A 23,479-nucleotide genomic window follows, 5' to 3' on the forward strand; every position below is an offset into this window, starting at 1 on the left:
TCTCACGGTGAAAACCCCCGGGCGACGCCCGGGGGTTTTGCTGTGCCCGCCAACGGCTACCAGCGGTTACGGGCCTCCTCGGCCCAGCCGGTCAGGCCGTCGAGGTCCACCCACACGCCGTCGTCGTCCTGGACGCGGCCGGTGAAGTGGCCGAAGCACTGGTGGGTCTCGCTGCCCACCACGAGGAGCTGGGTACGGGCCACCTTCTCGTGGAAGGGCCGGAACTCCACCTCGACCCGGGGGCCGGTGATCCGCCACGGGCGCAGCCAGTCGCCGCGGTCGTAGACCCACTCCAGCTCGTCACCGATCTTGTGCAGCCGGCCGCCGGTGAACAGGGCGTTCTCGGTGACGCCGGTGCCGTCGGTCCACTTGCCGCCGAGCTGGACGGCCCTGCCGGGCCCGCTGCCGGCCGCCCAGTTCCAGGTGACCGCGTACGGCCACTTCCCCCGGCCGTGGTCCAGCACCGCGAAGGAGTCCGCCTCGTCGATCGCGAACTCCTCCGTCCCCAGCCGCAGCCGCCCGCGCACCGGGCGGCCGACGTCCTTGACCGTGTACTGGAACCGGTTGGGCCCCCAGGGCACCACGACGCCGAGCGACTCGTGGCCCTGCGGCAGCGGCACCTCCAGGGCGAGGTGCACGCCGGGGGCGGCGGCGCGGATCGACGTGCCCGCCGGGTCCTGCCGGATGTCGATCGCCAGGCCGCCGCCGCGCACGGACGCCGTCCCGGCGCCGCTGCGGTCGGGGAAGACCGCGCCGCGGGCCAGCGGCACCACCACGTCCTTGGCGAACTCCACGCCGGTGGCCCGGTCGAGCACGTAGAGGCCGTGCACCCCGGCGTAGTCCAGCGAGGAGGCGACCAGGCCGATGATGTGGGAGGGGGTGACGACGCCCCAGTACTCCCACTGCTTGCGGCGTCCCCAGCCGCGCAGGTTGGCTCGGTGCAGCGGCGTGCGGGTCCAGCCGACCGCGGCGGGGTCAAGCCGCCCGCCGGGCAGGCACAGGTCGGCGGGGGCGGTGATCTCCCGTTCATGGGTGGTCATGGAAGGCGAGCCTCCTGGTGACGGAGCGGATGAGGTCGGCGGGCAGCTTGAGCTCGGCCCTGTCGTAGGTGAGCAGGCCGTTCAGCTCGTCCTCGACGTCGGAGAGCTGGGTGTAGACCGTGGCGCTCAGACCCTTGGCGATGGCCGGGACGATCTGCTCCTCGTGCAGCCGGACGAACGCCGCGCCCAGCTCCTCGGCCGTGCGGAAGCGCCGGTAGCCGAACTCCTTCTCGCCCCAGGTGTGGCCCTCGACGGGCAGGCTGTAGCCACCGTACTCCGACAGGACCAGGACGCGGCCGTCCGGGCGGGGCGGGCGGAAGCGGCGGAAGTACACGTGCAGGCTGAGCAGGTCGCCCGCGCGCTGGTCGTGCCAGCCGCTGGCGTGGTCGACGGTCCGGGTGGGGTCGAGCCGGGCCAGCTCGGCGGCGATCCGCGCGGCGTCGAACTGTCCCCAGCCCTCGTTGAAGGGCACCCAGACCGCCAGGCTCACCACGTTGCGCAGGTGCTCGACGGTCTCGCGCAGCTCGGCCTCGAACGCGGCCCGCCCGTCGGCGTCGGCCCGGCCGAAGCGGCGGTGGCGGCGGTCGTCCAGGCGCAGCGGCAGGAGCGCCGGGGTGGTGATGACCAGCGGCCGGTAGGTCTCACCGCCGTTGACCAGGTCCTGCCAGACGAGCATGCCGAGCCGGTCGCAGTGGTGGTACCAGCGCAGCGGCTCGATCTTGATGTGCTTGCGCAGCATGGTGAAGCCGAGCCGCTTCATCATGACGATGTCGTCGACCATGGCCTCGTCCGAGGGCGGCGTGTACAGGCCGTCCGGCCAGTAGCCCTGGTCGAGGATGCCCGCGTGGAAGTACGGCCGGCCGTTCAGCAGCAGCCGGGGCACGCCCTCGGCGTCGGGGCCGACGGAGAAGGAGCGCATGCCGACGTAGCCGCGGACGCGGTCGTCGCCGAGCGAGACGGTCACGTCGTACAGGAAGGGGTCCTCGGGGGTCCACGGGCGGGCGCCGGGCAGCGGGACGCGCACCGGCCGCCCGGCGGGGGCGGTGACGCGGGCCGCCACCCGGCCGCCGGCGAGGATCTCCACTTCGGCCTGGCCGCCCGCGGCGTGCACGGTCACCTCGACGCACTCCTCGGCGAGCACGGGGGTGATCGTGAGCCGTTCCACGTGCAGGGCGGGCACGCGCTCGGCCCAGACCGTCTGCCAGATGCCCGACTGGGCGGTGTACCAGATGCCGCCGCGGCGCAGGCGCTGCTTGCCGCGCGCCCGCCACCCGGTGTCGGTGTCGTCCCGAACGGCCACGTCGAGGGTGTTGACGCCCCCGGTCAGGGCGTCGGTGACGTCGAAGGAGAACGGCAGGTAGCCGCCGCTGTGGCCGCCGACCTCGACGTCGTTGACCCACACCCGGCAGGTCTGGTCCACCGCGCCGAAGTGCAGGATCACCCGCCCGCCGACCGGCCCGGGGGGCGGCTCGAACGAGCGGCGGTACCACAGCGTCTCCCCCGGCCGCAGCTGCCGGCCGACGCCGGACAGCGGCGCCTCCGGCGAGTACGGCACGAGGATGTCGCCGTCGTGGGACTCCGGCCGCGAGCCGTCGTTGATCGCGTACCGCCAGCGGCCGTTGAGGTTGAGGTAGCTGTCGCGGACGAGCTGGGGGCGCGGGTACTCCGGCAGCGGGATCGGCTCGCCGGTCACGAGAGCCACACCGCCGTGTCGGCGGGCAGCGTGCCGCCGTCCAGGGGGCCGCTGGCCAGCAGGACGTCGTGGTGCGGGGGCAGCGGCACCGCGCCGGGGCCGAAGTTGACCACGAGGGTGAAGCCGGGCCCGCGGGTGAGGGCCAGCACGCCGGGCGGGGCGTCGAGCCAGGTCAGGTCACCGTCGCCGAGCGCGGGGTGCTCGCGGCGCAGGGCGATCGCGCTGCGGTAGAGGCTGAGCGTGGAGGCGGGGTCGTCCCGCTGGGCGGCGACGGTGAGGGAGGCCCAGTCGGCCGGCTGGGGCAGCCAGGTGCCGCCCGTGCCGAACCCGTACGGCGCGGACGTGCCCGACCAGGGCAGCGGCACGCGGCAGCCGTCCCGGCCGATGAAGGCGCGGCCGGTGCGCTCGAACATCGGGTCCTGCCGCGCCTCGGCCGGCATGTCCAGATATTCGGGCAGGCCCAGCTCGTCGCCCTGGTAGAGGTAGGCGCCGCCGGGCAGGGCCAGCAGCAGCAGCGCCGCCGCGCGGGCGCGCCTGAGGCCGAGCTCGCGGTCGACGGCGACCCGGCCGAGCAGCACGTCGGCGGTGGGGGCGCGGACCAGGTCCTGGTCGATGCCGAACCTGGTCACCATGCGCGGCACGTCGTGGTTGCCCAGCACCCAGGGGATCGAGCCGCCCGTCTCGCGGGCCAGCCGGTGGGACTCCTCGATCACCGCGCGGAACTCGCCGGCCGACCACGGCAGGGGCATCAGCCGGAAGTTGAACAGCTGGGCCAGGCCGTCGCCGGTGAGGTAGGGCCGGGCCTGGGCGGGGTCGCCGAACCAGATCTCGGCCACCGTGCCGCGCCGGCCCGGGTAGGAGGCCAGGATCTTGCGCCAGGACCGGTACAGCTCCAGCAACTCGGGCTGGTGCTCGTACGGGACCGCCGACCGGCCGGGCGCCAGCGGCGCGCCCTGGCTGCCGGGGACGACGTCCGGCAGGCCGTCCTCCTTGAACAACATGGCGGCCACGTCGATGCGGAACCCGGACACGCCGCGGTCCAGCCAGAAGCGCAGCACGTCCTCGAACATGGCGGTCACGCCGGGGTGGCGCCAGTTCCAGTCGGGCTGGGCGGAGTCGAACAGGTGCAGGTACCACTGGCCGTCGGGCGCCTGGGTCCAGGCGGGGCCGCCGAACATGGACTGCCAGTTGTTGGGCTCGTCGCGGAAGACGAACCACTCGCGTTCGGGGCTGCCGGGGCCGGCCGCCAGCGCCTGCCGGAAGCGGGGGTGGGCCGAGGAGCAGTGGTTGGGCACGATGTCGACGACGACCTTGATGTCCCTGGCCGTGGCGGCGGCGACGTAGGCGTCGAAGTCGGCCAGCGTGCCGTAGCGGGGGTCCACGTCGGTGTGGTCGGCGACGTCGTAGCCGCCGTCGGCCAGCGGCGAGGGGTAGAACGGGCTCAGCCAGACGGCGTCCACGCCCAGGTCGGCCAGGTGGTCCAGGCGGGCCAGCGCGCCGGGCAGGTCGCCCTGGCCGTCGCCGTCGCCGTCGGCGAAGCTGCGGGGGTAGATCTGGTAGACGACGGCGTCGCGCCACCAGGCGTCGCCGTCGAAGGCTGCGGATCCGTCGGACACTGCTTTATCGGACACTGCGGATTCTCCAGATGAGGCAGGCGCCGAGCGCGGCGAAGGCCGCCGCGACGGCGTACATGAGCGGGTAGCCGCCCGCGGAGGTGACGAGGGGCGCGGCGATCACCGGCCCGAGGGTGTTGGAGGCGGAGTTGGCCAGGCTGACGATGCCCAGGTCCTTGCCGCGGTCGGCGTCGGCGGGCAGGAGCTGGGTGACCATGGCCTGGTCCACGGCGGCGAACATGCCGTAGCCCGCGCCGAGCAGGACGCTGGCGGCCAGCGCGGCGGGCCAGCTCGTCAGGAACGTCAGCACCAGCCCGGAGGCGGCCATCGTGAGGCCGCCGATGAAGACGGCCGACCTGCGGTTGCCGAACCGGTCCGACAGCCAGCCCGCCAGCAGCGTGGGCACGACACTGCTCAGCGTGAAGACCGCCACCAGCACCACGACGCCCTGCTCGACGGTGGAGCCGGGGAAGAGCGCCTCGTAGCCGACGCCGTCGCGCAGGTAGTACTGCAGGTAGCCGATCGCCATGGCCAGGGTGAGGGTGATCAGGAAGCGGCTCAGCCAGGCCCAGGCGAAGTCGGGGTGCTTGCGCGGGCTGACCCGGAAGCTGCGCAGCAGCGCGCGCAGGTCGAACGGCGGCAGGTCGGCCGGCGCGGTGGCGGGCTCCTTGGTGAACAGGCTGAACGGCAGCACCAGCAGCAGGATCAGGACCGCCATCGCCATGAACCCGGCCTGCGAGCCGGTCGCCACGACGGTGACCACGACCCCGCCCAGCAGCGGCCCGGCGAGCTGGCCCACGCCCGCCAGCGCCGAGGCCTTGCCCCGCTGGTGGATCGGCACCTGGTCGGGGACGGTGGCGATGGCGGTGGCCAGCGCCGCGGTGAAGGCGAGCTGGGCGACCGCCCAGCCGACGACCAGCCCGGCCAGGGAGTCCTGGCGGGACAGGAAGACCAGGGACGCGGCGCAGACCAGCGCGCCGCCCGCGATCCAGGGGCGGCGCCGGCCCATCCGGGCGCGGGTGCGGTCGGACAGGGCGCCGAACAGCGGGTTGGCCACGATCGTGCAGACGGCGGCGACGGCGAACACCACCGCCAGCGACGCCTCCTTGTGCTGGGGATCGATGCGCGCCACGTGGGAGGGGAGCAGGATCTGGTTTCCGACGGTCATCGCCATGATGACCCCCATCTGGGCCAGTGCCAGCAGGGACATCCAGCCCGCGGATACCCGTCTGTCAGGCGTGAGGCGCATTTCGGCCATGCATGTCCTCCGGGGGGAACGTGAGAGGATGTCACGTTAGAACATGACAGGTCGTTATGTTAAGACTTGTCCGTGGAGAACCCCGGAATCCGGCGGCGACCGGTCCAGAGGCGCAGCATCGACAGGGTCGAACGCATCCTCGACGCCTGCGCCCGCCTGCTGGACGAGGTGGGCCTGGACGCCCTCACGATCTCCGACGTCGCCAGGAGCGCCGGCGTGCCCGCCGGCACCATCTACCAGTTCTTCGACGGCAAGCCCGGGATGCTGCGTGAGCTGGCGCTGCGCAACCTGGAGGTCCTGCTGGCCCGGATGCGGGCCAGGGTCGCCGAGGAGCCGCCGCTGACCTGGCCGCGGGCGGCCGAACTGGTGCTGGCCGAGACGGTGGCGATGCGCAGGAGCGTGCCGGGCTTCACCGTGGTGGACTTCGCCGACACCCGGCCGGGCGGCGCGTCGTTCCTGCCCGCCGGGCGCGTGCAGGAGAGCGGGGACGTGCTGGCCGAGCGGCTCTACCACTTCGCGCTGGAGGAGGCGGGGCTGCCGCCGCTGCCCGATCCTTACCGGGTGATGCGGCTGGCCATCCAGTGCACGGCGGCGGTGTTGTACCTGACGTTCTCGGCGACGCCGCAGGGTGATCCGGCCATGATCGACCAGGGGCGCAGGCTGCTGCGGGCCTACTTCGTGGACGTGGCCTCAGAAACATTCCGGTAACAAGGATTGACCGTTCAAAACCGGACGAACTACCGTCTTCCACATTCTATAGAAAGCAGAATGCAGGAGGCGGTGCATGGACGCGACGGCACGCGCGGCGATCGTCACCGACGTCGCGGGAGCGGTGGAGGTGCGCGAGTACGACCTGCCGGAACCCGGCCCGGGACAGTTCGTCCTGGAGGTGGAGCTGTGCGGCATGTGCGGCACGGACGCCCACATCTACCGGGGCCGGCTGGCCAGCGTCAGGTTCCCCGCGCTGCTCGGGCACGAGATCGTCGGCCGGCTGGCGGCGCTCGGCGACGGCGTCGGGGCCGACCACGCGGGCCGGCCGGTGGCCGTCGGCGACCGGGTCGGCGTCTTCCCGTCGCTGAGCTGCGGCCGGTGCTTCGAGTGCCAGGTGCGCCGCAGGCCGGGGAGTTGCCCGGACCGGCGGCCCTCCTACGGGTTCGCCTCCCCCGCCGACCGGCCGCCGTACCTGACCGGCGGTTTCGCCACCCACCTGTACGCCTCGAACGCGGGAACGGTGTTCTACCGGACCGATCTGCCCGCCGAGGTGGCCGTGCTGCAGGAGCCGCTGTCGGTGGCCCTGCACGGCGTGGAACGTTCCGCGATCCGGATCGGCTCCACCGTCGTGGTCCAGGGCATCGGCGCGATCGGCCTGATGGCCGTGGTGGCCGCCCGCGCCGCCGGGGCGGCCAAGGTGGTCGCCGTCGGCGCGCCCGGCGCCCGGCTGGAACTGGCCGCGCTGCTCGGCGCGGACGCCGTCGTCGGCCTCGGCGAGGAACCCGCCGCGCGCCGCCGGGCGGTCTTCGACGCGCTGGGACGCCAGGGCGCCGACGCCGTCATCGGCACCGCGGGCTCGCCCGAGGCGTTCACCGAGGCGCTCGGCCTGGTCGCCGACGGCGGCGTGCTGGCCGAACTGGGCAACTTCACCGACCGCGGCACCGTCCCCTTCAACCCGTACAGCGACCTGCTGAAGCGGGACCTCACGATCGCCGGCGTCTACGGCGCCGGCCCCGACATGCAGCGCCGTTACCACCAGGCGCTGACGATCCTGGAACGCGGCGGCAGCCCCTTCGAGCGCGTGGTCAGCCACCGCGTGCCGCTCGGCCGGGTCCGCGAGGCGCTCGAAGCCCTGGGCTCGGGCCACCCACTGGACGGCCGGGACGTCGTCAAGCTCGCCGTCGACCCCTCCGCCTGAAATCCCCCATTCCCCTCCCGGGAGGACACAAGTGTTGAACAACACCCGGCTCGTCACGGCCGCGGCCGTGCTCGCGCTCAGCGTCGCCGCCTGCGGCTCGCCGTCGGAGGAGGTCGCGGCCGACGGCGGCGGCCTCGGCACGGCGCAGGCCCCGGTGTCGATCCGCGTGATCGCCAACGACGCGTTCGCCAAGCAGTGGCAGGACAAGCTCGTGCCGGAGTTCGCCAAGAAGTACCCCGGCATCAAGGTCACCGTCGACGGCGCGCCCTACAACGACCAGCTCCCCAAGACGATGCTGGAGCTGACCGGCACCACCGCCACCTACGACGTGGTGCTCGCCGACGACCCCTGGCTGCCGCAGCTCGCCAAGACCGGCGCCCTGTACGACCTCAAGAGCCCCGAGCTGGCCAAGTGGAACGATCCCGGCTACGACTGGGCCGACTTCAACGCCTCCCCGCTGGCCGCCGGCGAGTGGGAGGGCAAGCAGTACGCCGTGCCCGTGCGCTCGAACCTGCTGCTGATGTTCTACAACAAGTCGCTGTACAAGAAGGCCGGGGTGGCCGAGCCGACCGCGCAGACGACCTGGGAGCAGTACTTCAAGGACGCCCCCAAGCTCGTCCAGGACACCGACGGCGACGGCAAGACCGACTCCTGGGCCGTGGGCACGTACTTCACCAAGGACCCGCTCACCCCCACGGTGTGGCAGACCGTGCTCAACTCCGACGGCGGCAAGATCCTCGACGGGACGAAGGTCGCCTTCGGCACCCCCGCCGGCGTCAAGGCCCTGCAGACGCAGGTGGACCTGCTCAAGTACGCGCCGCCCGGGGCCAGTACCTACCAGTTCAACGAGCCGCTGGAGGCCTTCCGGCAGGGCAAGACGGCCACCATGTTCATGTGGGGCAGCGTCTTCAAGGGCACCGCCGTGGACAAGGAGACCACCACCCTGACCCCCGAGCAGGTGGGCATCACCACCCTGCCCGCCGGATCGGCCGCGCCGGGCGCCCACCGCGGCATCTGGACGGCGGGCATCTCCAAGAAGTCCACCCACCCGGCCGCCGCCTGGACCTGGCTGCAGTGGGTGACCTCCAAGGAGGGCGAGCAGTTCACCGGCAAGGCGTTCGGCACCTTCCCCGCCCGTAACTCCAGCCTCGACGGCACGCCGCCGGCCGAGTGGGCCGGCCCGGTCTACAAGGCGCTCAAGGACGGCTACGACGTCGTCTCCAAGGGTGAGATGTGGCGGCCCAGGCTGCCCGAGTCCGACGCCGTGCAGCAGATCCTGGCGCTGCAGACCAGCCGGGCCATGTCCGGGCAGGCCACCGCGCAGCAGGCGATCGACCAGGCCGCCAAGGAGATCACCGACCTGCTGAAGTCCAAGGGCTACAACCAGTGAGGCGTGCCCGACTGGGAGAGCCGGGCACGGCCTGGCTCTTCCTCGCCCCCGCCCTGCTTCTGCTGGCGGGCATGCTGCTCTACCCGATCCTGTACACGGCCTGGGTCAGCGTGTCCGACTTCGACCTGGCCTCCTTCCAGCCGTCCGGATGGGTCGGCTGGCGCAACTACGAGGCCGTGCTGCACGACCCGGGATTCCTGGACTCGCTCAAGGTCACCGGGGTCTACCTGGTGATCGCGCTGCCGCTGCAGATGGTGCTCGGGTTCGCCATCGCGTTCCTGCTCAACGTCGCCTGGCGGGGGCGGGGCGTGCTGCGTGCCCTGTTCCTCATCCCGATGGTGGTGGCCCCGGTGGTCGCCGGCGGCGTGTGGCGGATGCTGCTCGACCCGCTGTGGGGCGTGGTCAACTACACCCTCGGCCTGGTCGGCGTCGGGCCGGTGGAGTGGATCGGCGACCCGACGCTGGCCATGGTCAGCCTGATCGTCATCGACACCTGGCGCTGGACGCCGTTCGTGGTGCTCATCGCCTCGGCCGGGATCATGGCGCTGCCCGGCGACGTGTACGAGGCCGCCAGGTCCGACGGCGCCGGCCGCTGGGCGATCCTGCGGCGCATCACGCTGCCGCTGCTGGTGCCGGTGATGGCCGCCGCGTTCGTGGTGCGCTGGCTGGGCGCGGTCAAGATGTTCGACATCGCGCTGGCGGCCACCAGGGGCGGGCCGGGCAACTCGACCAACGTCATCAACCTCTACATCTACGAGAAGGGCTTCAGGAGCCTGGAGTTCGGCTCGGCCTCCTCGATGGCGACGATCGTGCTGGTCCTGACCATGCTGATCACTTTTGTCCTGTTCCGTGTGACCCGGCGTCTGGAGAACCGATGGTGAGACGGTACGCGGCCGTCACCGGGGCCGTCCTGGTGACGCTGGCCTTCCTGTTCCCCGTGCTCTACATGGTCTCGATCTCGTTCAAGCTGCCCCGGGACATCTTCACGGTGCCGCCGCGGTGGCTGAGCGAGTTCACCCTCGACAACTACGTCAGCTACTTCCAGCAGGCGCGCATCCTGCCCCGCATGATCAACACGGTCATCGTGGCGGCGGGCGCCTCGGCCATCTCCATGGTCGCCGGCTCGATGGCCGGGTACGCGCTGTCGCGGCTGCGGATGCGCGGCGCGGGCGTGGTGGGCGGGCTCATCCTGGCCTCGCGCGCGGTGCCGCCGATCGCGCTGGTGGTGCCGCTGTTCCTGGTGGCCAGGAAGCTCGGGCTGACCGACCAGTACATCACCGTGATCCTGGCGTACGTGACCTTCCTGGTGCCGTACGTCGTGTGGCTGATGCGGGCCTTCTTCCGCGGGCTGCCCAAGGAGCTGGAGGAGGCGGCGATGATCGACGGCTGCTCGCGCTTCGGCGCGTTCTTCCGCATCATCGTGCCGACGAGCCTGACCGGCCTGGTCTCGACGTTGATCTTCTGCATCATCCTGGCCTGGGAGGAGCTGCTGTTCGCGCTCATCCTCACCAACGACCGGGCGGTCACCATCCCCGTCGCCATCGCCGGGATCGCCGCCGACACCGAGAAGGGCGGGATGTGGGGGCCGCTGGCCGCGGTCGGCGTGCTGACCGTGCTGCCCGTGGTGGTCTTCGCGCTGCTGGTGCAGAAGTACCTGATCAAGGGTCTCGCGGACGGCGCGACCAAGGGGTGAGGAGCCGATGAGGATCACAGACGTCCGCGCGCGGGTCATCGAGCTGCCCTATCCCCGGCCGTTCGTGCCGTCGTGGGCCCCGGAGGGCGCGCACCGGGCGATGTCGGCGGTCGTCGTCGAGGTCGAGACCGACGAGGGCATCGTCGGGGTGTCCGGCGGCGACATGGGGCACGGCACCGGGCCGATGCTGCTGGAGGCGATCCGCGGCTGGATCCGCCCGCAGCTCGTCGGCCTGGACGCCTTCGACACCACGCACGTCGCCAACCGGCTGCGGTACGTGGCCGAGTACGTCTTCCCCCGGCCGTGGGTCGTCGGCGTCGCCGTGTGGGACGCCGTCGGCAAGGCCTGCGGGCAGCCGCTGTACAAGCTCTGGGGCGGGCACTCGGGAGCTGTCCGCGCGTACGCGAGCTTCGGCGAGCTCCGCGACCCGCGGCAGCGGGCCGAGGACGCCCTGGCCGCCGTCGAGCGGGGGTTCCAGGGGATCAAGCTGCGGGTGCACGCGGCCACCGTCGCCGAGGACGTGCGGCAGGTCGCCGCCGTCCGCGAGGCGGTCGGCCCGGACGTGGCGATCATGGTGGACGCCAACCAGGCGGCCGCCCGATGGCGCTACGCCCCCGACGGCACCCGCCTGATCTGGGACTTCGAGCGCGCTCTCACCACGGCCAGGGAGCTGGCCGGCCTCGGTGTCGCGTGGCTGGAGGAGCCGCTGCCCCGGCACGACTACCGCGCGCTGTGCGAGCTGACCGCGGCCTCGCCGATCCCCATCGCGGGCTGCGAGCACAACCGCGGCATCGGCCAGCTCGTGCGCATGCTGGAGGATGGTTGCTTCGACATCTTTCAGCCCGACGCGAACGAGAGCGAGGAGATCGGCGCGCTGCGCGACTTCGGCGCCATGGCCGCCGCCCGGCAGCGCAAGGTCATCCCGCACGCCTGGGCCACCGGGCTGGGCGTGGCGGGCAACCTGCAGCTTTGCGCCTCCCTGCCGAACTGCGACTGGCTGGAGTACCCCTACGATCCGCCGGTGATCGTCCCGGAGGTGTTCCACGCCATGCTGACCGAACCGCTGCTGCCCGACTCCCGCGGTCTCGTCGCCGTTCCGACGGGGCCCGGAATCGGTGTAGAGCTGGACCACGCGGCGATCGAGCCGCTCACCGTCCAGCGGGTCTGAAGGGCTCCCCAACCATGGCCGAATCGCGTTCCCCCTTCCGCACCAAGGCGGATCTTGCGGCGGACCACATCAAACATCTGATCATGAGCGGCGAGGCGCCTCCCGGCACGAAGATCACCACCAGGGTGGTGGCCGAGGCCGTCGGCATCAGCGAGACACCCGTGCGCGAGGCGATCAAGCAGCTGTGCTCGGAGGACTGGCTGGTCGAGCGTCCGCACGTCGGCGCCGTGGTCGCCGAGCTCACGGTGGCCAACGTGCGCGAGCTCTACAGCGTCCGGGCCGCGCTCACCGCGCTGGCGCTGGAGCTGGGCGGCGTGCCGCTGGAGGGCGCGCGGCTGGCCGAGGTCGACGCGGTGCTCGCCGAGTGCGAGACCGCCGTCGCCCGCGAGGACGTCGCCGCCTTCGCCCGCCTCAACCGGCGCTTCCACTCCCTGCTGTGCGACACCGAGCACAGCAAGCTCACCCACCGCATGCTGCAGAGCCTGTGGGCGCGCACGGAGACCGCCCAGCGCGGCTTCCGCCTGGTGCCCTGGCGGCTGCCCAAGTCGCACGCCGAGCACATCGCCATCAGGAACGCCCTGGTGGCGGGCGACATCCCGCTGGCCGGCACGTTGCAGCACGCGCACGAGATGGCCGCCATGAAGGCACTCATCGAAGGAATCCAGGAGACACATGGCTGACACCCGCAGGGCTCTGGTCGGAGCCTCATGGCAGGAGGCCGACCAGACCTTCACCGTCCGCTCCCCCGCCACCGGCGAGCCGCTGGCGCAGGTCGCCGACTGCGGCCCCGAGCTGGCCACGCAGGCGGTCGACGCCGCCGCGGCCGCGCTGCCCGGCTGGCGGGCCATGCCCGCGCACGAGCGCGCCGACCTCATGCGGGCCGCCGCGCGCGAGCTGACCGCGCGGGCCGGCCGGATCGCCGCGATCATGACGGCCGAGCAGGGCAAGCCGCTCGCCGAGGCGACCGGCGAGGTGCTTTCGGGCGCCGACCACCTGCTGTGGGCCGCCGAGGAGACCCGCCGCCTGTACGGCGAGACCGTGCCCGGCGCACACGAGGGCAACCGCATCTGGCTGCTGCCCGAGCCGGTCGGCGTGGTGGCCGGCATCACCCCGTGGAACTTCCCGGTCTCGATGATCACCCGCAAGCTCGGCCCGGCGCTGGCCGCCGGTTGCACGGTCGTGCTCAAGCCGGCCGAGCAGACCCCGCTGTCGGCGATCGCGGTGGCCGAGGCGTTCGTCGCCGCCGGGCTGCCGCCGGGGGTGTTCAACCTGGTCACCACGTCCCGCCCCGCCGGGTTCGGCCAGGCCGTGATGACCGACCCGCGGGTGCGCAAGGTGTCCTTCACCGGCTCCACCGAGGTGGGCCGCGAGCTGATCAGGCAGAGCGCCCACGACGTCAAGCGGCTCAGCGTCGAGCTGGGCGGGCACGCGCCCGTGCTGGTCTTCCCCGACGCCGACCCGATCGCCGCCGCCCGCGCGGTGGCCCGCAGCAAGTTCCTCAACGCCGGGCAGGCCTGCACCTCGCCCAACCGGATCTTCGTCCACTCCTCGCTCGCCGCCGCCTTCACCGCCGAGCTGGTACGCCAGGCGCGGGCGGCCGAGCTGGGCCCGCTCATCGACGAGCCGGCCGTGGCCAAGGTGAGCAGGCACGTCGAGGACGCCGTCGCCCGCGGCGCGACCGTCCTGACCGGCGGGCGCCGTCCCGAGGGAGCGGGCACGTACTACCCGGCGACCGTGCTGGGCGGGGTGAGCGAGGACATGCTGGTCTGCCGCGAGGAGACGTTCGGGCCGGTCGCGCCGGTGCTGGAGTTCGACGACTGCGACAAGGTCGTCGAACGCGCCAACGCCACCCCGTACGGGCTGACCGCCTACGTGTGGACCAACGACCTGACCAGGACCCTGCGGGTGGCCGAGGAGCTGCAGTTCGGCATGGTCACCGTGAACGGGGGCCCGCTGGCGCCGCCGCAGGCGCCGTTCGGCGGCATCAAGAGCAGCGGCTACGGACGCGAGGGCGGCCACCACGGGGTGGCCGACTACCTGGAGTACAAGTACCTCAGCGTGGGGCTGGGACGATGACGGAGAGCACGATGAAGACGAGCCCGCGCACGGTCGCCGAGCGCGAGATCACCCGCAGGGTCGACCTGTGCCTGCCCGACGGCCGGCTCAACCCGGCCGCGGTCGGCTGGAGCCGCACCCCGCTGCACCGCGCCAACATCCGCGGCTGGGGCCGCACCATGCGCTGGGACTACTGGTGCGTCACCAGCCCCGGGCACGTGTTCGCCTTCAGCGCCAGCAGCCTCGACTACCTGGCCGGCGAGTCGGCGTTCTTCCTCGACCGGCGCACCGGCGAGCAGGTCTCCAGCCGGGGGCTGCTCGTCCCGGCCAGGGGCGTGGCCTTCTCCGAGCGCGGCGGCGAGGGCAGCGTGCGCATCGGCGCCGGCCCGGTGCGCATCAGCGTCGACGAGACCGCCGACGGCACCCGGCTGCGGCTGAAGTCCGCCGAGATCGCCGCCGACGTGCTCGTGCGGCGGGTGCCGGGCCGCGAGAGCCTGTCGGTCGTGGTGCCCTGGGGCCCGCGCCGCTTCCAGTACACGGTCAAGGACGTCGGCCGTCCCGCCGAGGGCACCGTCCGCGTCAACGGGCTGACCTACGAGTTCGACCCCGCCGACGCCCTCGCCACGCTCGACCTCGGGCGCGGGCGCTGGCCCGGCGACATCCGCTGGAACTGGGGCGCCGCCGCCGGACGGCCCGGCGGCCGGGACGTCGCCCTGCAGATCGGCGGCAAGTGGACCGACGGCACCGGCAGCGTGGAGAACGGCCTCATCCTCGACGGCCGCCTGCACAAGATCAGCGAGGAGCTGGTCTGGCGGTACGACACCTCCGACTGGCGCGCGCCCTGGCGCATCGTGGGCGACCGCGTGGACCTGGAGTTCGTCCCCGAGCACGTGCGGGAGGCCGACGTGCGGCGCGCGTTCTACATGCGCAGCCAGGAGGCCCAGGCGTTCGGCCACTACCGCGGCACGGTCGTCGCCGACGACGGCGAGAGCGTGACGGTCGACGGCCTGTACGGCTGGGCCGAGGAGGTCTACCGGCGCTGGTAGCGCCGCTAGGCGTCCTGATCGTCGCGGATGACCTCGCCGTGCACGACCTTGCCGCCCTCGGGGGCCCGGTCCACGCCGGGCGCCGACGGGAACAGGTTCGCGTACGGAGAGGCCGCCGCCACCCGCTTGACCCGCCGGTCGAAGAACCACGACGCCAGCCGTCGCATCAGCGGCCGGGTGAACGGCAGCACGAAGACGAAGCCGACGACGTCGGTGAAGAAGCCCGGGATCATCAGCAGCACGCCGCCGGCCAGCACCAGGCCGCCGTCGGCCAGCTCGCGGTCGGGCACGCGGCCCTCCGACAACGCCGCCTGCAGACGCCGCCAGGCCCGGCGGCCCTCGCGGCGCACCAGCCAGGCGCCCAGCAGGCTGCCCGCGACGAGCAGGCCGACGGTCGGCCATCCGCCGATCATCGATCCGACCTGGATCAGCAGCCAGACCTCCAGCACCGGGACGCCCAGCAAGGCCAGGAACAGCAGCAGCCGCATCGTTTCCTCGATTCCGCGCACACGTACATCAGGAACAACGTCCGGCGGGCCGTGTGCGTTCCTGGACGCGGATCCTCGCGCCGGTCAGCCGCGGGTGCGGCGCAGGCGGCGGGGCAGGCCGGTGACGCCCCACATGCCGATGCGCCACAACGCCTCGGACATGACCTTGCCGTTCATCTTGCTCTTGCCGACCGTGCGCTCGACGAACGTGATCGGCACCTCCACCACCCGCAGCCCGTGCCTGGACGTGCGGAGCGTGAGGTCGACCTGGAAGCAGTAGCCCTGCGACTCGACCCCGGACAGGCCCACCTTCTCCAGCGTGGAGGCCCGGTAGGCGCGGAAACCGGCGGTGGCGTCACGCACCGGCAGGCCGAGCATCACCCGGGTGTAGATGTTGGCGCCCTTGGACAGCAGCTCGCGCCGGTGCGGCCAGTTGACCACCTTGCCGCCGGGCACGTAGCGGGAGCCGATCGCCAGGTCGGCGCCGTCGGCCAGCGCCTGCAGCAGCTTGGGCAGCTCCTCGGGCTGGTGGGAGCCGTCGGCGTCCATCTCGACCAGCACGTCGTAGCCCTCGCCCAGCCCCCAGCGGAAGCCGGCGATGTAGGCCGCGCCGAGCCCCTGCTTGCCCGGCCGGTGGAGCACGTGGACGTGCTCGTCGGCCTCGGCCAGGCCGTCGGCGACCTCGCCGGTGCCGTCGGGGCTGTTGTCGTCGGCCACCAGCACGTGGGCGTCCGGCAGCGCGGCACGCACGCGCTCGACGATCGCGGGCAGGTTGTCGCGCTCGTTGTAGGTCGGGACGACGACGAGCACCCGGCCGAGAGTCTCCATCATGAGCCGTTTCCCATTCGGTCGCCTCGCCTGCCGCGCCGTGCGGCGACTCCGACAGCCACCGCTCCCATCAACATCAATGCCCATTCAGGAAGCTCGCCCACCTTTGTGGCGATCGTTTCCTGGGTGCGTACGGGCACCTTGACCACGTTCATGTCGGGGACAAGTTCACGGGTCTGCCAGGAGACCTTACCGTCAGGCGTGACATATGCGGAGATCCCGGTCGTGGCGGCCGTCACGACGGCCCTGTTGTGCTCGACGGCACGCAGCTTGGACATCGCGAGCTGCTGCGGCGGCAGGTTGGACAGCGCGTAGCTGGCGTTGTTGGTCTGCACGACCAGCGGGGTGCCCCCGGCGCGCACGGTGCCGCGCACGGTGTCGTCGTAGGCCACCTCGTAGCAGTTGACCGCGCCGATCGTGACCGGGCCGAGCTTCAGGTCGCCCGGCTTCGTGCCCGCGACCGACTGCCGGCCGACCAGGTTGGCCCGCTCCCACAGCGCCAGCACGATCTCCTTGAACGGCGTGTACTCCCCGAACGGCACCAGGTGCTGCTTGTCGTAGTAGGCGCCGGGCCCGGTGACCGGGTCCCACACCAGGCTGCGCGTGGCCCGGTGCTCGTCGCCGATGGCCACGACGGCGCCGACCAGGGTGGGCACGCCGACGTACTTGACCGACTCGTCGATGACCTGGCGGGCGAAGGCGCTGGTGTAGGGGTCGATGTCGGTGGAGTTCTCGGGCAGGACGACGATGTCGGGTCTGGCCAGGGCCCCGGCGCGCACGGCGGCGGCCAGGCGCTTGGTCTCCTCGGCGTGGTTGCGCAGGACGACGGCCGGCTCGTCGCCGAGCGCGTGCATGCCGCGCCCCGGGACGTTGCCCTGCACGATGCCCACGTTGATCGAGCGGCCCTCGTCGCCCGGCCTCGGCAGGGCGAGCGTGAGCAGCGGCACGGCCAGCGCCAGGGCGGCCGGGACGGCCCTGCGCACGGCGGCCGCCGGGCGCACCAGGACGGCGTGGGCCAGCAGGGCGCCGCACAGGGTGACGGCGAAGGACACCAGCGGCGCGCCGCCCAGCGCGGCGTAGGAGGTGAACAGGGACTCGCCCTGGCTGAAGGCCACCCGCGCCCACGGGAAGCCGCCGACGGGCACCAGGCCGCGGGCCCACTCCATCGCCACCCACAGCGCGCCGAACCACAGCGGCCACAGGCGCAGCCGGAACACCAGCGCGGCCAGGGCGGCCATGACGGCGTAGAACACGCTCTCGGTGGCCACCAGCATGACCCAGACGTCGTCGCCGATCGTGCGCACCCAGGCGAGGGCGGGGAACAGGAACACCGCGGCGCCCAGGTAGCCCAGCCACGCGGCCCGCCGGGGACGGGCGCGGTAGAGGCCGGCGACGATCAGGCCGATGCCGACGGGGGCGCACAACCACCAGTCGAGCGGCGGGAAGGCGGTGTAGAGCAGCAGCCCGCCGGCCACCACGGCCACGACCCGCGCGGCCAGGACCCACCGGCCCTCGCCCTTGACGCGAACACCCTTGTCCGAAGAAGGGGCGGTGTCCTCAGGCGTGGTGTCCTCGGGCGTGGTGTCCTCGGGGGCGGCGTCGGAGGCGTCCGCCTCGGGAGCCGGTTCGCGCCCGGCGACGGGCGGAAGGCTCGTCTTGTCCTGAACCACGCCGGGTCTCCTCGCAAAATCGCACGCCTGCTTGCGAAAACGCTACCGCCCCGGGGCCGCGCTCAAGCCAGCGGCGCACACCGAGATCGAAAACAGCCGCTCGCAGGCGGTCGGGCGGCCGGCTGGGTGATCCCGTTCGGGACGGGATCACCCGGCGCGATCCGCGATCCTGCGCACGAGAGCGGGAAGAGGGCCCGGAAACCCTTCGGACCGGACCCGTCTCGTCGGCGGCGAGCGCGGAATTCCGTTGTCTACTGGGCTCCCGGACCCGTCCCGGGTCCAACCCCCCAACCGGTTGGGGTGCCCCGACTCGACGGACCGACGGCCCTGCACCTGGCTGTGTGGACGAAGTCACGCTCCGTCACGGACGCAGGATCCGGCGATGTCAGAGACGGCCAACCGGCCAAGTCCCGTGCTGGACTGCGCAGCAAACTACCGACTCCACCTCAGATGTCAACCGTGTCCCGATCAGCGGGAACATCAAGTTTCCGCAGGTGGGGCATGTTCGGCCTGCCGTCGTAAAGCGGGTCAAAGCCCGTTTGCCGACGTCGGGGACCTGCTCGGCAGGCCCGACAGAGCCGCCGACAACGGGCCTTCGTGGACGACGCCCAGCCGTTGCGTGGCACGGGTCAGGGCGACGTACAGGTCGCTCGGACCGCGTGGCGACTGGGCGGCGATGAGGTCCGGCTCGGCCACGATCACCGAGTCGAACTCCAGGCCCTTGGCGTCGGCCACGCCCATCACCGCCAGGGGCGCGTCCAGGGCGGCCGCCCCGGCGGCCCGTCCGGCGCCGGACGTGACCACGGCGGCGCCTTCCACGGCCGCGACCAGCCGCGCGCCGAGCGTGTCCAGCAGGGCGTCGGGCACCACCACGGCGACCTTGCCGCCCTCCGCGACCTCGGACCTGGCCAGCTCCGGCAGCGCCGGCAGCGGCGCCGCCCAGGGCCGCGCGCCGAGCTCGCGCACCGACGCCGGCGCCTCCAGGGCCGGATCGATGGTGGCCAGCACCCGCGCGGCCACCTCCATGAGCTCCACGGGCGTGCGATAGTTGACCGTCAGCCGCTCCTGACGCCAGCGCCCGGCCACGTACGGGTCCAGCACCTGCGCCCACGACCGCGCCCCCGCCGCCGAGCCGGTCTGGGCGATGTCGCCGACGATCGTCATCGACCGCGTCGGGCAGCGCCGCATGAGCGCCCGCCAGGCCATCGGCGACAGCTCCTGCGCCTCGTCCACGATCACGTGCCCGTAGGCCCAGGTGCGGTCGGCGGCGGCGCGTTCGGCGGTGGTGAGGTAGGGGCCGTCGGCGCGCTGGCGGTCGGCCAGGCGCTCGGCCTCCATGACGTCGGACAGGCCGGTCAGCTCCAGCACCTCGCGGGCGTAGGCCAGTTCGGCCTCGCGCTGGTGCTCCTCGGCCTGGCGGGCCGCGGCCAGCTCCTCCTCGGCCTGCATCGCCGAGGCGCGCAGCACGTGCTCGTCGATGTCGCCCAGCAGTTCGGCGGCCTCGTCCAGGAGCGGGACGTCGGCGTCGGTCCACTCGGCCGAGTCGCGCCGCAGCAGCGCCCTCTCCGCGGGGCTGAGGACGCCCCCCGCCGCGTCGAGCCGCTCGGGTGACCCGTACAGGCCGAGCAGCAGCCGCTGGGGCGTCAGGTACGGCCACAGCCGGTTGAGCGCCGACTTGACCACCGGCTCGGTACGCAGCTCCTCGCGCAGGTCGGCCAGCTCGTCGTCGTCGATGAGCCCCTTGCCGATCTTGCGGGCCTGCTGCCTGGCCAGCGCGTTCAGCAGCGACCTGACGAACACCGCGCGCGCCTGGTTGTGCGGGCGGCGCGAGCGCACGGCCTTGTTCCTGGCGGCGTCGAGCATGGCGCGGTCGATGGTGAGCGTCAGCCGGCCCATCGTCAGCTCGACGGGCCTGCGCGGCACCTTCTGCCGGTCGCGCACCGCCCGCTCGATCACCTCGGCCATCCGCGCGTCGCCCTTGACCGCGGCCACCTCCGGACGGTCGCGCCGGGTGGCGGTCACGCCCGGGTACAGCTCCCCCACGGTGGACAGCAGCACGTCGGTCTCGCCGAGCGAGGGCAGGACCTGCTCGATGTAGCGCAGGAAGGTGAGGTTGGGGCCGAGGATGAGCACGCCGCGGCGCTCCAGGCGCTCCCTGTGGGTGTAGAGCAGGTAGGCGGCCCGGTGCAGGGCCACCACGGTCTTGCCGGTGCCGGGGCCGCCCTGCACGACCAGGACGCCGTTGAGGTCGCTGCGGATGACGCGGTCCTGCTCGGCCTGGATGGTGGCGACGATGTCGCGCATGCGGCCGGTGCGGCGCTCGTCCAGGGCGGCCAGCAGCGCGGCCTCGCCGTTGAGGGTGGCGCGGTCGTCGTCGGTGAGCGCGTCGAGGTCGAGCAGGTCGTCGTCGACGCCGATGACGTTGCGTTCCCTGGTCTGCAGGTGGCGGCGCCTGGTCAGGCCCATGGGCGCGGCGGGGGTGGCGCGGTAGAAGGGCTGCGCGACCGGCGCCCGCCAGTCGATGAGCAGGCGGCGCTGCTCGTCGTCGGTGAGGCCGAGCTTGCCGATGTAGAGGCGGCCCTCCTCGACGTGGTCGAGCCGGCCGAAAACCAGCCCGCGCTCCACCGCCCAGAGCCGGGCCAGGCGGCCGGCGTACATGTCGGCGAAGGAGTCGCGCTCGGATCTGTTCTGCATCGTGCCGACGGCGCCCGTGGCCAGCACTTCCTTGAGCCGGCGCTGGGTACGCTCGCGCAGCTCGTCGAGGCGGTCGTAGAGACCGGTCACGTACGACTGCTCCTTGGCGAGCTCCGTTTGACGAGTTGCCGCCTGACCATTATTGTGGTTAATGGGACACTCCGGGCCATTCTGCTTGTTGTTGCGACAAACGATGACATTAGCATGCCTGTCGAGGCACTCCCATCTTCCCTTCCCCTTCCCGGGTCACGGCTTGGTTTCGCCCTCTTGACCAGCATGGGAGAACTCCCTATGTTCACGAGTTAGGAAAGTTTCCTAACTTCGTCGAAGGAGTCCTCCTGATGACCGGTCCGGTTCCGGGAACGCCCAGCCTGCTGCGCGCGATCAACGACCGCGCGGCCCTGCGGGCGCTTCTTGAGCGCGGGTCGCTGACCCGTCCGGAGCTGGGCGCCCTGACGGGCCTGTCCAAGCCCACCGCCTCCCAGCTCCTGTCGCGCCTTCAGGAGGCCGGGCTGGTCGTGCTGGACGGCATCAGGGAGGGCCTGCCGGGCCGTACCGCCGAGGTCTACCGGATCAACCCGGCGGCGGCCTACGTGGGCGCGCTCGACGTCACCCCCGACCGCATCGAGGCCCGCGTCGCCGACATCACCGGCACGGTCGTGGGCTCGTACACGCTGCCGACGACCCGGCGGCCGGGCGGCGAGCTGGTCGACCGGCTCGGCGCGGCGCTGGCCGGCGCGAACCCGCCGGACAAGCTGCGCAGGGTCGTCATCGGCGTGCAGGCGGCGATCGACCCGGCCACCGGCCGGCTCGGCTACGCCGCCGCCAAGGACGTGCCCGGATGGCAGATCGACGACCTCGTGCCCACCCTCAGCGCGGGTCTCGGCGTGGCCGTGGACGTGGAGAACAACGTCAACCTGGTCGCCCTGGCCGAGCAGGCGCACGGCGCGGCGCGCGGCCACTCCGACTTCGTGCTGCTGTGGGCCGACGAGGGCATCGGCTCGGCCATCGTGCTCGGCGGGCGCATGCACAGGGGCGCGACCGGCGGCGCGGGCGAGGTGGGTTACATGCCGACCCCGGGCGCGCCGACGGCCCGCGAGGCCGGCCGCTACGCCAACCACGGCTACCAGGCGCTGACCGGCGGACCGGCCGTGCTGCGGCTGCTGCGCTCCTACGGCGTGCACGGCACCGACTTCCGCCAGGCCATCACCAAGGCGGTCCGCGTGGCGGAGGGCTCGGGGCAGAAGGCCGACGACGCCAAGGCGGGGCTGCGCGACATCGCCGCCCGCCTGGCGGTGGGCCTGGCGGCCATCACGTCCGTCATCGACCCCGGCCTGATCGTGCTGACCGGCGGCGTCGTGCTGTCGGGCGGCGAGCCGCTGCGCGAGCTGGTCGAGCACGAGCTGCACGCGCTCACCATCCCGCGCCCGGTCGTGCGGCTGTCGCATGTCGAGGGCAACCCGGTGCTGGCCGGCGCGCTCGACCTGGCCCTGGACACCGTGCGCGACGAGGTCTTCAGCTCGACCGTCCCTTCCTGAGCCATTTCTTCCCGTTCCACCCTCCCTTCATGATCCCCCCAGCGGCAGGAGGCACCCCCCGTGCGCTTCGTCCCCCTGGCGGCCGTCGCGATCCTCGCGCTCACCGCCTGCACCGCCGGCAGGGAGGCCGGGCCCTCGCTCGGCTCCCAGCCCAGGCCCTCGGGTTCGGCCTCCGCGGCCCTCCCGGCGGCCACGATCCAGCTCTGGCACGGATTCTCCACCGACGCCGAGGTCAAGGCGTTCGAGGAGGCCATCGCCGGGTTCCACGCCAAGTTCCCGCAGATCACCGTCAAGGCCACCAAGGGCGTCCAGGACGACCAGATCACGCAGGCCATCCGGGGCGGCAACGCGCCGGACGTGGCGGCCTCCTTCACGACGGACAACGTCGCCCAATGGTGCAGGTCGGGATCGTTCCAGGACCTCACCCCCGTGATCAAGCAGGACGGGATCGACCTGTCGGTGCTGCCCGCGGTGGCACGTTCCTACACGAGCTTCGGCGGCCGGCAGTGCACGCTGCCGCTGCTGGCCGACGCGTACGGCCTGTACTACAACAAGGCCCTGATGAAGGGCCACCAGCCACCAAGGACGCTGACCGAGCTGGCCGACCTGGCCAAGAAGCTGACCGTGCGCGACGCGAACGGCGACATCAAGGTGGCCGGGTTCGTCCCCAGCACGCAGTACTACGAGAACAGCCCCAGCCATCTGGCCCCCATGGTCGGCGCCACCTGGTACAACGCCGACGGCACCTCGGCCATCGGCACCGACCCGGCGTGGAAGGCCCTGCTGCGCTGGCAGAAGGACCTCATCGACTGGTACGGCTACGACAAGCTGGAGAAGTTCCGCAAGAGCCTGGGCGACGAGTGGAGCGCCGACCACCCGTTCTACAAGGGCAAGATCGCCATGGTCCTGGACGGCGAGTGGCGCAACGCCATGATCGCCAACGACGCCGGGAAGCTCGACTACGCCACCGCTCCCCTGCCGGTCGCCGACGACAAACCCGACCTGTACGGCAGCGGCTTCACCGCCGGCACCGTCATCGGCGTCCCCAAGGGCGCCAAGAACCCCCAGCAGGCCTGGGAACTGGTCAAGTACCTGACCACCGACACCAGCTCGCTGGTGACGCTCTCCAACGCCCTGCGCAACGTGCCCACGACCAAGGCCGCGATGGAATCGCCCGACCTGGCCAAGGACGCGAACTTCGCCACCTTCCTCGACGTCTTCGCCCACCCCAAGACCTCGACCCTGCCGCCGAGCGTCAACAGCGTCTTCAACCAGGAGGCGCTGGCGACCTTCGTCGTCAAGTGGGAGAAAGGCGCGGTCACCGACCTGGACGCCGGGCTCAAGGGCGTGGACAAGCAGATCGACGACAAGCTGAAGCTGTCCGGGGGCTGATCGG

At 72.3% G+C, this 23,479-nt stretch carries 19 protein-coding genes; 11 read left to right on the forward strand and 8 right to left on the reverse strand.

Annotated features, from left to right (window positions below; translation table 11 throughout):
- Positions 1 to 56: 56 nt before the first annotated feature.
- The 4 genes from ACIHAD_RS14070 to ACIHAD_RS14085 are packed head-to-tail and all read right to left on the reverse strand — an operon-like array spanning position 57 to position 5,556.
- Positions 57 to 1,040 (reverse strand): DUF2804 domain-containing protein, encoded by a 984-nt coding sequence (locus tag ACIHAD_RS14070; RefSeq protein ID WP_397354798.1) that lies wholly within the window; start codon positions 1,038 to 1,040, stop codon positions 57 to 59.
- Positions 1,027 to 2,733, reverse strand: a complete 1,707-nt coding sequence (locus tag ACIHAD_RS14075; protein ID WP_397354799.1) for a glycoside hydrolase family 2 protein — start codon at positions 2,731 to 2,733, stop codon at positions 1,027 to 1,029. The genes ACIHAD_RS14070 and ACIHAD_RS14075 overlap by 14 nt, the downstream gene beginning before the upstream one ends.
- Positions 2,730 to 4,349 carry an alpha-amylase family glycosyl hydrolase gene (locus tag ACIHAD_RS14080; RefSeq protein WP_397354800.1) on the reverse strand — a complete coding sequence of 540 codons (1,620 nt, stop codon included), beginning with the start codon at positions 4,347 to 4,349 and terminating at the stop codon, positions 2,730 to 2,732. Before ACIHAD_RS14080 ends, ACIHAD_RS14075 begins: the two co-directional genes overlap by 4 nt.
- Positions 4,350 to 4,353: 4 nt before the next feature.
- On the reverse strand, positions 4,354 to 5,556 hold the full coding sequence (locus tag ACIHAD_RS14085; protein WP_397354801.1) for an MFS transporter: 1,203 nt from the start codon (positions 5,554 to 5,556) through the stop codon (positions 4,354 to 4,356).
- A 120-nt stretch (positions 5,557 to 5,676) separates the two neighbouring features.
- Between ACIHAD_RS14085 and ACIHAD_RS14090 the strand changes: the two genes are divergently transcribed.
- The 9 genes from ACIHAD_RS14090 (at position 5,677) to ACIHAD_RS14130 (ending at position 14,865) form a co-directional block, all read left to right on the forward strand.
- Positions 5,677 to 6,312, forward strand: coding sequence for a TetR/AcrR family transcriptional regulator (locus ACIHAD_RS14090; protein ID WP_397354802.1), 636 nt, complete (start codon positions 5,677 to 5,679; stop codon positions 6,310 to 6,312).
- Positions 6,313 to 6,388: 76 nt separating this feature from the next.
- The gene (locus ACIHAD_RS14095; protein WP_397354803.1) at positions 6,389 to 7,513 is read left to right on the forward strand and encodes a zinc-binding dehydrogenase; all 1,125 of its coding nucleotides are present in this window, start codon (positions 6,389 to 6,391) and stop codon (positions 7,511 to 7,513) included.
- 31 nt (positions 7,514 to 7,544) lie between these two features.
- Entirely contained in the window at positions 7,545 to 8,903 is a 1,359-nt protein-coding gene (locus ACIHAD_RS14100) for an ABC transporter substrate-binding protein (RefSeq protein WP_397354804.1), read from the forward strand.
- The gene (locus tag ACIHAD_RS14105) at positions 8,900 to 9,784 is read left to right on the forward strand and encodes a sugar ABC transporter permease (RefSeq protein ID WP_364088450.1); all 885 of its coding nucleotides are present in this window, start codon (positions 8,900 to 8,902) and stop codon (positions 9,782 to 9,784) included. Before ACIHAD_RS14100 ends, ACIHAD_RS14105 begins: the two co-directional genes overlap by 4 nt.
- Positions 9,778 to 10,596, forward strand: coding sequence for a carbohydrate ABC transporter permease (locus tag ACIHAD_RS14110; RefSeq protein WP_357704931.1), 819 nt, complete (start codon positions 9,778 to 9,780; stop codon positions 10,594 to 10,596). The genes ACIHAD_RS14105 and ACIHAD_RS14110 overlap by 7 nt, the downstream gene beginning before the upstream one ends.
- A 7-nt stretch (positions 10,597 to 10,603) precedes the next feature.
- Complete coding sequence (locus ACIHAD_RS14115; RefSeq protein ID WP_397354805.1) at positions 10,604 to 11,764, forward strand: mandelate racemase/muconate lactonizing enzyme family protein; 1,161 nt, start codon at positions 10,604 to 10,606, stop codon at positions 11,762 to 11,764.
- Positions 11,765 to 11,778: 14 nt separating this feature from the next.
- Complete coding sequence (locus tag ACIHAD_RS14120) at positions 11,779 to 12,444, forward strand: GntR family transcriptional regulator (protein ID WP_397354806.1); 666 nt, start codon at positions 11,779 to 11,781, stop codon at positions 12,442 to 12,444.
- On the forward strand, positions 12,437 to 13,840 hold the full coding sequence (locus ACIHAD_RS14125; protein ID WP_397354807.1) for an NAD-dependent succinate-semialdehyde dehydrogenase: 1,404 nt from the start codon (positions 12,437 to 12,439) through the stop codon (positions 13,838 to 13,840). The genes ACIHAD_RS14120 and ACIHAD_RS14125 overlap by 8 nt, the downstream gene beginning before the upstream one ends.
- Positions 13,841 to 13,851: 11 nt before the next feature.
- The gene (locus tag ACIHAD_RS14130) at positions 13,852 to 14,865 is read left to right on the forward strand and encodes a DUF2804 domain-containing protein (RefSeq protein WP_397354808.1); all 1,014 of its coding nucleotides are present in this window, start codon (positions 13,852 to 13,854) and stop codon (positions 14,863 to 14,865) included.
- A 5-nt stretch (positions 14,866 to 14,870) separates the two neighbouring features.
- Here the strand turns inward: ACIHAD_RS14130 and ACIHAD_RS14135 are convergent, their stop codons facing one another.
- From ACIHAD_RS14135 to ACIHAD_RS14150, 4 genes are all read right to left on the reverse strand, one after another.
- Positions 14,871 to 15,353, reverse strand: coding sequence for an FxsA family protein (locus ACIHAD_RS14135; protein ID WP_397354809.1), 483 nt, complete (start codon positions 15,351 to 15,353; stop codon positions 14,871 to 14,873).
- An 84-nt stretch (positions 15,354 to 15,437) separates the two neighbouring features.
- Positions 15,438 to 16,184: a polyprenol monophosphomannose synthase gene (locus tag ACIHAD_RS14140; protein WP_397354810.1), complete on the reverse strand. Its 747-nt coding sequence runs from the start codon at positions 16,182 to 16,184 to the stop codon at positions 15,438 to 15,440.
- A complete protein-coding gene (gene lnt, locus ACIHAD_RS14145; RefSeq protein WP_397354812.1) occupies positions 16,181 to 17,851 on the reverse strand; it encodes an apolipoprotein N-acyltransferase in 1,671 nt (556 codons plus the stop codon). Before lnt ends, ACIHAD_RS14140 begins: the two co-directional genes overlap by 4 nt.
- 528 nt (positions 17,852 to 18,379) lie before the next feature.
- Positions 18,380 to 20,635: a HelD family protein gene (locus tag ACIHAD_RS14150; protein WP_397354813.1), complete on the reverse strand. Its 2,256-nt coding sequence runs from the start codon at positions 20,633 to 20,635 to the stop codon at positions 18,380 to 18,382.
- A gap of 251 nt (positions 20,636 to 20,886) precedes the next feature.
- On the opposite strand from ACIHAD_RS14150, the gene ACIHAD_RS14155 reads away from it, so the two are divergent.
- Positions 20,887 to 22,083 carry an ROK family protein gene (locus tag ACIHAD_RS14155; protein ID WP_397354814.1) on the forward strand — a complete coding sequence of 399 codons (1,197 nt, stop codon included), beginning with the start codon at positions 20,887 to 20,889 and terminating at the stop codon, positions 22,081 to 22,083.
- Between the two features lie 60 nt (positions 22,084 to 22,143).
- Complete coding sequence (locus ACIHAD_RS14160) at positions 22,144 to 23,475, forward strand: ABC transporter substrate-binding protein (RefSeq protein ID WP_397354816.1); 1,332 nt, start codon at positions 22,144 to 22,146, stop codon at positions 23,473 to 23,475.
- Positions 23,476 to 23,479 lie beyond the last annotated feature (4 nt).

This window comes from Nonomuraea sp. NPDC052265 (assembly GCF_044547985.1).
Lineage (GTDB): Bacteria > Actinomycetota > Actinomycetes > Streptosporangiales > Streptosporangiaceae > Nonomuraea.